Origin of the sequence: Zunongwangia pacifica, from assembly GCF_023499215.1 — a bacterium.
Taxonomy (GTDB): Bacteria; Bacteroidota; Bacteroidia; order Flavobacteriales; family Flavobacteriaceae; genus Zunongwangia; species Zunongwangia pacifica.
In genome coordinates, this window is record NZ_JAKHSK010000070.1 from 1 (window position 1) to 8226 (window position 8226).

Annotated in this window: 4 protein-coding genes and 1 pseudogene; 3 read left to right on the forward strand and 2 right to left on the reverse strand. The window is 37.8% G+C overall.

The window, feature by feature from the left end:
* Positions 1-161: 161 nt before the first annotated feature.
* From L1967_RS22420 to L1967_RS21840, 3 genes are read left to right on the forward strand one after another with little or no spacing between them, the layout of a single operon-like run.
* Positions 162-2360: an RHS repeat domain-containing protein gene (locus tag L1967_RS22420; RefSeq protein ID WP_249603613.1), complete on the forward strand. Its 2199-nt coding sequence runs from the start codon at positions 162-164 to the stop codon at positions 2358-2360.
* A gap of 12 nt (positions 2361-2372) precedes the next feature.
* On the forward strand, positions 2373-6767 hold the full coding sequence (locus L1967_RS21835) for a DUF6443 domain-containing protein (RefSeq protein WP_249603614.1): 4395 nt from the start codon (positions 2373-2375) through the stop codon (positions 6765-6767).
* Entirely contained in the window at positions 6764-7225 is a 462-nt protein-coding gene (locus L1967_RS21840) for a hypothetical protein (protein ID WP_249603615.1), read from the forward strand. The genes L1967_RS21835 and L1967_RS21840 overlap by 4 nt, the downstream gene beginning before the upstream one ends.
* Before the next feature lie 548 nt (positions 7226-7773).
* Here L1967_RS21840 and L1967_RS21845 read toward each other — a convergent pair.
* Both L1967_RS21845 and L1967_RS21850 read right to left on the reverse strand, forming a co-directional pair.
* Positions 7774-7995: pseudogene (locus L1967_RS21845) on the reverse strand (transposase); the annotation flags it as partial.
* A 110-nt stretch (positions 7996-8105) separates the two neighbouring features.
* A partial coding sequence (locus L1967_RS21850; protein WP_249603031.1) for an IS3 family transposase occupies positions 8106-8226 on the reverse strand: 121 nt, incomplete at its 5' end.

The following is an 8226-nucleotide window of genomic DNA, read 5'->3' on the forward strand; positions in this document are numbered from 1 at the left end:
CAGCATCTCGAACAGCCTTATAAGACCAATGACAAAGCACGGTTTTTTTGCTTTCCCTTCTTCTATTGAAATCTAATCATTATTTCTCTTAAATCTACATGCAACAAACATAGGATGACAAGGGAACCGAATATATCTATGGAAATGGAGCTTCAGAAATCGTGACTTCTTTTGGAGGGGGGACTACAGCCTTTTCTTCTTGGAAAATAAAAACTATAAAGCCATCAATTGGGAGCGGAAATATTGAATTTAACTATGCTTCGATTCCAGTAAATACTGTAGTGCCTCTTACAAAATATGGAAGTATAAATTTTGATGATCCAGTAGTTGCTGCTCAGACTTCTAGCGATCAGGCAAATTTACAAATAGCCCCAGATATTAGTTGTGAAGATCCATATACTGATCAGATAGTTTATAATGAGAAAACAATTCAAACAATTAATTTTCCTAATGGTAGTATAGATTTTGAACTAGAAGATAGTAATCGCTCAATAAAAAATATTTCAATTTATAATGATAGCAAGCTTATTAAACGAATCGTTTTTTATAGAAGCAAGTTTAATAATAATTATACAGATCATATAAGACTAGATTCTATAAAAGTATTTGATGGTAATCTTGAAAATCCAGAAACTTATAAATTTGAGTATAATTCGAATTTAATTACTAACCGTAATGCTGTAGATTATTGGGGGTATTATAATGGTCGTAATGATGGCTGTACAGATAGAGAGTATACATATATAAATGGCGTAAATTTAAACTTGAAAATACCATATACTGTAACTCCATTTTCTGGGGATCGATCAGTTAATTCAGGTAAAGCAAAAGCACAAACATTAGAAAAAATCATATATCCAACTGGAGGAAGCAGTCAATTCGTTTATGAGAGTAATCGCTATAGTGCAAGTAGTACTTTAGGGGGCGGGCTAAGAATTAAGTCAATAATTAATAATGATGGGCACCAAAGTATTACGAAAACATATAATTATGGACAAGGTTTCATACCTTTTCCAATTAATAATAGATTTTATTATACCACAACTACCTATAATTTAGTCCCGATTTGGGATTCCTACAACAATAATACATTACGAAAATTTATTGCTTATCGCTCTAGAAATTTTAGCAATTCTATTAATAGCGCGTTAGGAGATAATGGAGTAAAGTATAATATGGTTGAAGAAAGTTTAGGATCTTCTGGAAGTCCTATTGGAAAGAATGTTTATTATTATTCCTATGATAATGAGAGCTCTTATAAGACTTATCTATCGGGTATTCCTAATGATGAAGGTAGAATAGTTCCGAGCAATTTAAATGACTGGGGAAATGGTCTTATGGTAAAAAAGGAAGTTTATAAAAATAGCGGAGGAAACTTGGTGAAGATTCAAAGTAATGAGTTTGATTATCAAATAATTAAGGATGCGGAGGTAAAGCGAAATTTAAAAGTATTTAATCTGGTTGATATCACTAATTCAAACAATGCATTGATTTCCCAGAAATGGAATTGGATCCAATTAGCGAAGAGTTTTGGAAACGGAGGAGGACTTAATAATAATTATAACTTACATGGATTTTATAATTATGGTTTGCGGACGGGAAGGGTTAAACTTCTTAATACACGGAAGGTAGAATATTATCAAAATTTGAATACGGTCGATTCTCTTGTAGTCTCTTCTGATTATGAGTATAATGAGAATAATTATATTTCTGAAGAAATTCAATTAACTAGTAGTGGGGATTCCAAAAAAGTTAATTATAAGTATCCTGCCGACTTTCCTTCAGAGACTGTATACAATAATATGGTAGCGGAAAACATGCTTAACTTTCCCATAGAAATTATATTTTCTGAAAATGATGATTTTAGTTCGAAACAACGTGAAAATTATAAAAATTGGGGTAATGGAATTTATGCTCCTGAAGTAATTCAATTTGAAAAAGCAGATGGAGCTCAGATAGATCGCTTAGAATACCACTCCTATGATGATTATGGAAATCCATTGGAGGTCTCTAAGGCAGGTGGTGCACATATTTTTTACTTGTGGGGTTATCATGGACAATATCCTATAGCTAAGATCGAGAATACGACAAAGACTGCATTGGTTGGTGTTCTTGGGGCTCTAGAAGATGTCAATGAATCGGATCTATCGGCGATCAATAACCTTCGAAACAATAGTACTTTTAAGAATACGATGATCACGACTTATGATTATGATCCTTTAATAGGGATAAGCGTTATGAAGGATGCCCGTGGTCGCTCGACGAGTTACGAGTATGATGCATTTGGTCGTTTGAAGCTTATAAAGGATCACGATGGCAAGTTGTTAGAGGAGTATAAATATCATTATAAAGGCGAATAATCCAGTAGTATTATGAGTATCAAAAAATTATTATGGGGATTATCCCTCAGCTTCTGTATGTCCTTAAGCTTTAGTTATGGGCAAGAGAGTAAAAAGGATAGTATAAACACCTCTTCCGAAAGTAATGTAGGGGTGATGCGTGTGGAACCTGTAGAGCCACCTCCAGGTGGCGGTGGTGGCGGAACGACCTATCGTTGGAACCGTGATCGCGATCGTGACGGCTATGGAGACCCGGATGTATATGTGATGAGTTCCACCCAGCCGACAGGCTATGTAGCCAATCAAAGTGACTGTGATGATACGGATCCCAATATTCACGATGGGAACTATTATTATCAGGATACCGATAATGATGGTTTTGGAGATCCTAGTAATCGAGTTTTTGCCTGTAGTGCGCCTTCTGGATATGTATCGAATAATGATGATGATTGCCCTAATATTTATGGGACGAATAATGGCTGCCCTTCTTCTTCTCCTGAATCTTTGACTAATGAGAGTTTTGAAAGCGGTCTTGGGGATTGGCAACAGATGAGCGATGATGATATCAATTGGACGCGTCTTTCAGGCAGTACCAATTCATCGAGTACGGGTCCCAGTAGTGCTGTTCAGGGATCATATTATGTATATTTAGAGGCCAGCGGTTATACCAATAAACGAGGGATTTTACGTAGTCCCTTTTATATCATTCCTCCGGGGTATGAGCTTCGTTTTAATTACCATATGTACGGGACAAGTATGGGAACGCTTAAAGTGGAAATCAGCTCCAATGGGAGTAGTTGGACATCGCTATGGACAAAGTCGGGGAATCAGGGCAATAGCTGGCAAGAAGCAGTGATTGATTTATCATCCTATGGAGGTACGACGCGTTATATCCGATTTAATGGGCTCACTGGATCGAGTTATACCAGTGATATGGCAATCGACAATATTATTTTTGCAGAGGCCTCTTCCAGTGGAGGAGGCGGTAATGTTACCTTCAGTGACGAGAATTACATTTATACTCGAACATATCGTCAGGCCTACAGTAGTTCCTTGAGCCAAAGTCAGGTAACCCCGGCCAAAGCCACGGAATCAATCACGTATTTCGATGGCTTGGGACGTGCGATGCAACAGATCGGGATCAAGCAGTCTGCGGGGACAAATGATATCATCACCCATGTGGGCTATGATGATTATGGACGTCAGGATAAGCAGTACCTTCCTTATGTGGAAGGCAGTGGTAGTGCGGGTACCTACCGCGGCGATGTGAGCGGAGCGACCAAGACCTATTATAAATCTCATTTTAGTGCTGATTTTAGCGGTTCAAACAACAGTACGGCGAATCCTTATAGTGAGAAGTTATTTGAGACTTCACCGCTCAATAGTGTACTGGCGCAGGGGGCTCCTGGAGATGCTTGGAAAATCAATGGGGATCATACCATTCAAATGGATTACCAGACCAATACCAGTGGGCAGGTGCGGCTGTACCGAGTAACTTTAAATAACGGGGTTCCCAGTTTGGAGTCTTCGGGATCTTATGATCCATGGGAACTCTATAGAACTATTATTAAAGATGAGAACTGGACCAGTGGGAACTTACATACCACGGAGGAGTTTAAGGATAAACAGGGGCGAGTACTGCTCAAGCGCACTTATGGACCTGCGGATAAGAACATGGATGGGACGATAGGCTCTGGGGAAAGCCTTGTCTACCATGACACCTATTATGTGTATGATAAATATGGGAACCTGACCTATGTACTCCCACCAAAAGCAGATGCAGCTTCTGGTCTGACTTCCTCTGAAGATCAGGATATCCTAGATGCGTTATGTTATCAGTACCGTTATGACGAGCGTAATCGTCTTATCGAGAAGCGTATTCCAGGGAAAGGTTTGGAGTCTATCGTGTACAATAATCTGGACCAACCGGTCATGACGCGTGATGAAGCGTTGAAAAATAGTGGCCGTTGGCTTTTTACCAAATATGATGCCTTTGGTCGTGTGGCCTATACGGGATATAAGAACATGAGTAATAATAGGGAGTATCTACAGAATCTTGTGGATAATGGGACCTATGGTGAATATGTGTCACGTTCAGGAGCAAACAACTATGCCAGTACTCAAGTATATTATACCAATGAAAGTATCCCCACTGGGATGAACGGTATCTACACGATCAACTATTACGACAATTATGATTACAGTCCTTCAATGAGTCTACCATCGAGCAGTCAGGGACAGTCGATTGTTCAAGGGGGCAGTAGTGTTCAGGGCCTTCCTACGGGAAGCTTTAGCCGTGTGTTGGAAACGAACCAATGGATAGAGGTGATCAATGGATATGATGCCAAGGGTCGTTTGATCTATAGCAAGGAGCATAACCCTTATTTAGAAACCACTGAAACCACGGAACATTTGTTGGATTCTTTTACCGGAGAAGTTGAAAAAACCAAGACGACGCATGTCAAGACGGGCAGTGGAGCGATAAGCATTACGGTAGAGGATTTTTATGAGTATGATGATCTTGGTCGTGTGACCTTGCATACCCAAAAGGTCAATGGCGGGAATGAAGAACGGATCGCAGCCAACAGCTATGATGAATTGGGACAATTGGAGTCGAAAGAGGTAGGGAACCGTAAAGGGTATACGGCGCTTCAGGATGTGGAGTATGATTACAACGTACGTGGCTGGCTCAAGAGTATCAATAATATCGGGAGTACGAGCAAGCTGTTCAATATGTCATTGTATTATCATGATGGGAACAGTACGGATCTTTTCAATGGGAATATCAGTGAAGTACGCTGGCGTACCAAGAACAGTGATGACAATACGCAGAAGTACTATCGCTATTATTATGATGGCATGAACAGGATCCGTTATGCTACGGATAATACCGGTAGGTATAACCTCGGGACGAACAGTAATCCCGTGACTTATGATCTCAATGGTAATATCACGAATTTGTGGCGTAAAGGGGAGCTTGCCTCGGAGACCTTTGGGGTGATGGATGATCTTCAGTATAGCTACGAATCACTTCCCAATAATGGTCCGACGACCAACCGTTTAATTGGGGTCAATGATCAAGGAAATGTAGCTTATGGTTTTAAAGGTGGATCCAACAGTCCACAGTATAGCTATGATGCCAACGGGAACCTGATAAGTGATACGAACAAGGATATCACCAGTATCACTTATAACCACCTAAACCTTCCCACGAGTATAATCTTTAATGGGAGCAGTTCACAAGAAATTGAGTATTTTTATGATGCCAATGGTGTTAAATTGAAAAAAGTGGTCAATGATAACGGTAATGAAACGGAGACCTTGTATGCGGGCAATTTTATGTACCGCGGGGGTAGCTTTGATTTTTATTTTCACCCGGAAGGTTATGTGGAGCGAGACAATGGCAGTTATAAGTATTATTACCAGTACAAGGATCATTTGGGGAATACGCGCGTGACCTATGATAATGCGGGAAGCGTATCGAGCCCTAATGCCTCGATCGTAGAGGAACATAATTACTATCCATTTGGACTGCAACATCGTGGGTATAATGATACCAATGGGACACGGGGCAGTGACTTTGCGAACAATTACATGTTTGGGGGGAAAGAGCTAAGCGAAAGTTTAGATTACGATATGTATGAATTTGAACTAAGGCATTACGATGCTACTTTAGGTAGATTTGTTACAACTGATCCATATGAGCAATTTATGTCTCCGTATGTAGCTATGGGAAACAATCCTGTGGTCTCTTTTGATCCAGATGGGGGCTATTGTGTAGATGCCAATGGAAATAGAATTGTCTGTCCTGATGATAGTATTTATGATGATTATAGAGATAATGATGAGAATAGTATAACAGTTTTTGATGATGTCTTAGTGACAGCAGATTTAAGTGATATCGCTGAAAAGAAAGCCAATGAAGTATATTGGGAAGAAATTATTAGGTCTGCTGAAGTATTGGATAAACTGGCGACCTTGGAAACTGGCAAAACTTCTCCGCAAAGAGCCGAGGATATAGAAAGACCACAATTAGAACTGGTGGTTGCCTTCTCATACAACCAACCTACCTATAGTTCCCCTTTTGAATACATAGGTATGGGGGGGCCAGGTATAGTATTTAGATTAAGTAAAATAAAATCTATTGGATTACCTGGTTTAAAGAGTTTAACAATCAATATGGAGCATATTTTAAGTGGTCATTTAGCGGGCGGTGCTAGGGCATCCTCTATAAAAACACTTTTTGCTTCTAATTTAAGTTCAAAACAAATTGAAAACATGATTAAAACGGCCTATAGTAATGCAAAGAAGATAAAAACTCAAGGGGATAGAATAAAAGTAGTTGGTCAAGCTAAAGATGGTACAGTAATTGAAATATGGGTAAATAAAGTAACTAAGGTAATAGAGTCAGCATATCCGATAAAATGAAAATAACAGTTGAGCCAAATAGCTTATACAAAGTTGGGGATAAGATTTTTGGAAATATTTATTTTGGAGATAATGAATACGTATTCCCTGAAAAAGAATGGAATGACTTTGTAGTAATTATTTTTAATTGGTGGTCTGAATCTATTTTAAAACTTCTAAAAAAAGTATCCATTGAAGAAGAATTAGATTTTATGGATGGTCCTGCAAGTGTGAAAGTTCAATTTCTTGAAAACAATTCTTTTTGTTTATATTTTGTATTAAATAACGAGGTTGTTAATTCAATTGAAGTTGATGTCAGATTATTCACAAAGGAATTTTTAAATACCCTAAACTTATTAATTCGAACAATTAAGGAAAACAAGTGGGCAGATGAAGAAATTGATTCGCTTTTAGAAAACTATAAAAGATTGCAGAAATGTTTTGTTGAATATTTAAGAAACGAAAAGTTGACAGAATAAATCGGAAAACATTCATAAAAAAACACCTTGATTGAGGTGTCTTTTTATGAAAAGGATTGTTAGGTCTTAAAATTCCGAATAATAATATTATCAATATTTTTTTCAGTCTAAATCAAGGTTCTAACGCAACAATTGTTGCCAATTTTGGTTTAATTTAAAAATAATAAATTACGCAGAGTTTAGTTCAAAAATCTCATTGGGAGTATTATTCGACTTGCAAAAAAACATGACATTAAGTTGAGTGACTATGTTGCTAGTTTTTGATTATACATATCTATTTCAAATTCTTTAATAGTTTGCTATCTTTACCAAGACGAATCAAATGAATTCAATTTTAAAGTTCACAGATCGTCAACATGAAAAATAGATGCTAGTATTTATAGGGCTTCACAGACATCGGTCAATCCTGCCGAGGTCACTTTTAAAGAAGACAATAGACTACAAAACCACGCAAATCTTAGGAATTGCGTGGTTTTCGCGTTTTTTAGGGGATTTATTTGTGAGCCGATTTATTATGGATCAAGTCTAAAATCTTGGTTTTTCCGATTTTAAGAATATAATTTAAACAAGCGATATAAGAAGTATTCGGTATTCCTCACTCCTCTAAATTGTGATCTAAAAGCCTTTACTTTGGCATTAAAGGATTCAGCTGAAGCATTTGTACTTCTGTTTAAAAAATAGTTGAGTACCGAGCGGTAATTCAAAGTAATACTATTGGCTATCATTTGGAAGCTCTTAAATCCTGATTCCTCTACATCTTTGTGCCAGTGGGCTAGTGAAGTACCCCCATTTGTTAGGACAGCTTAGCTGCTAAATTAAGTTCTATTTTTCATTTATTATGCTGGACTTGCAAGAAAAAGTCGGACAGTTTTTTTAAGACCTATGCTACATTATTAAATTGATAAAATTCTTGTTCTACTTCGTAAGGAGTTTTGTATCCCAAAAAGGAGTGTAATCGTTTCCGGTTGTACCATATTTCGATGTACTCAAATACAGCGGTC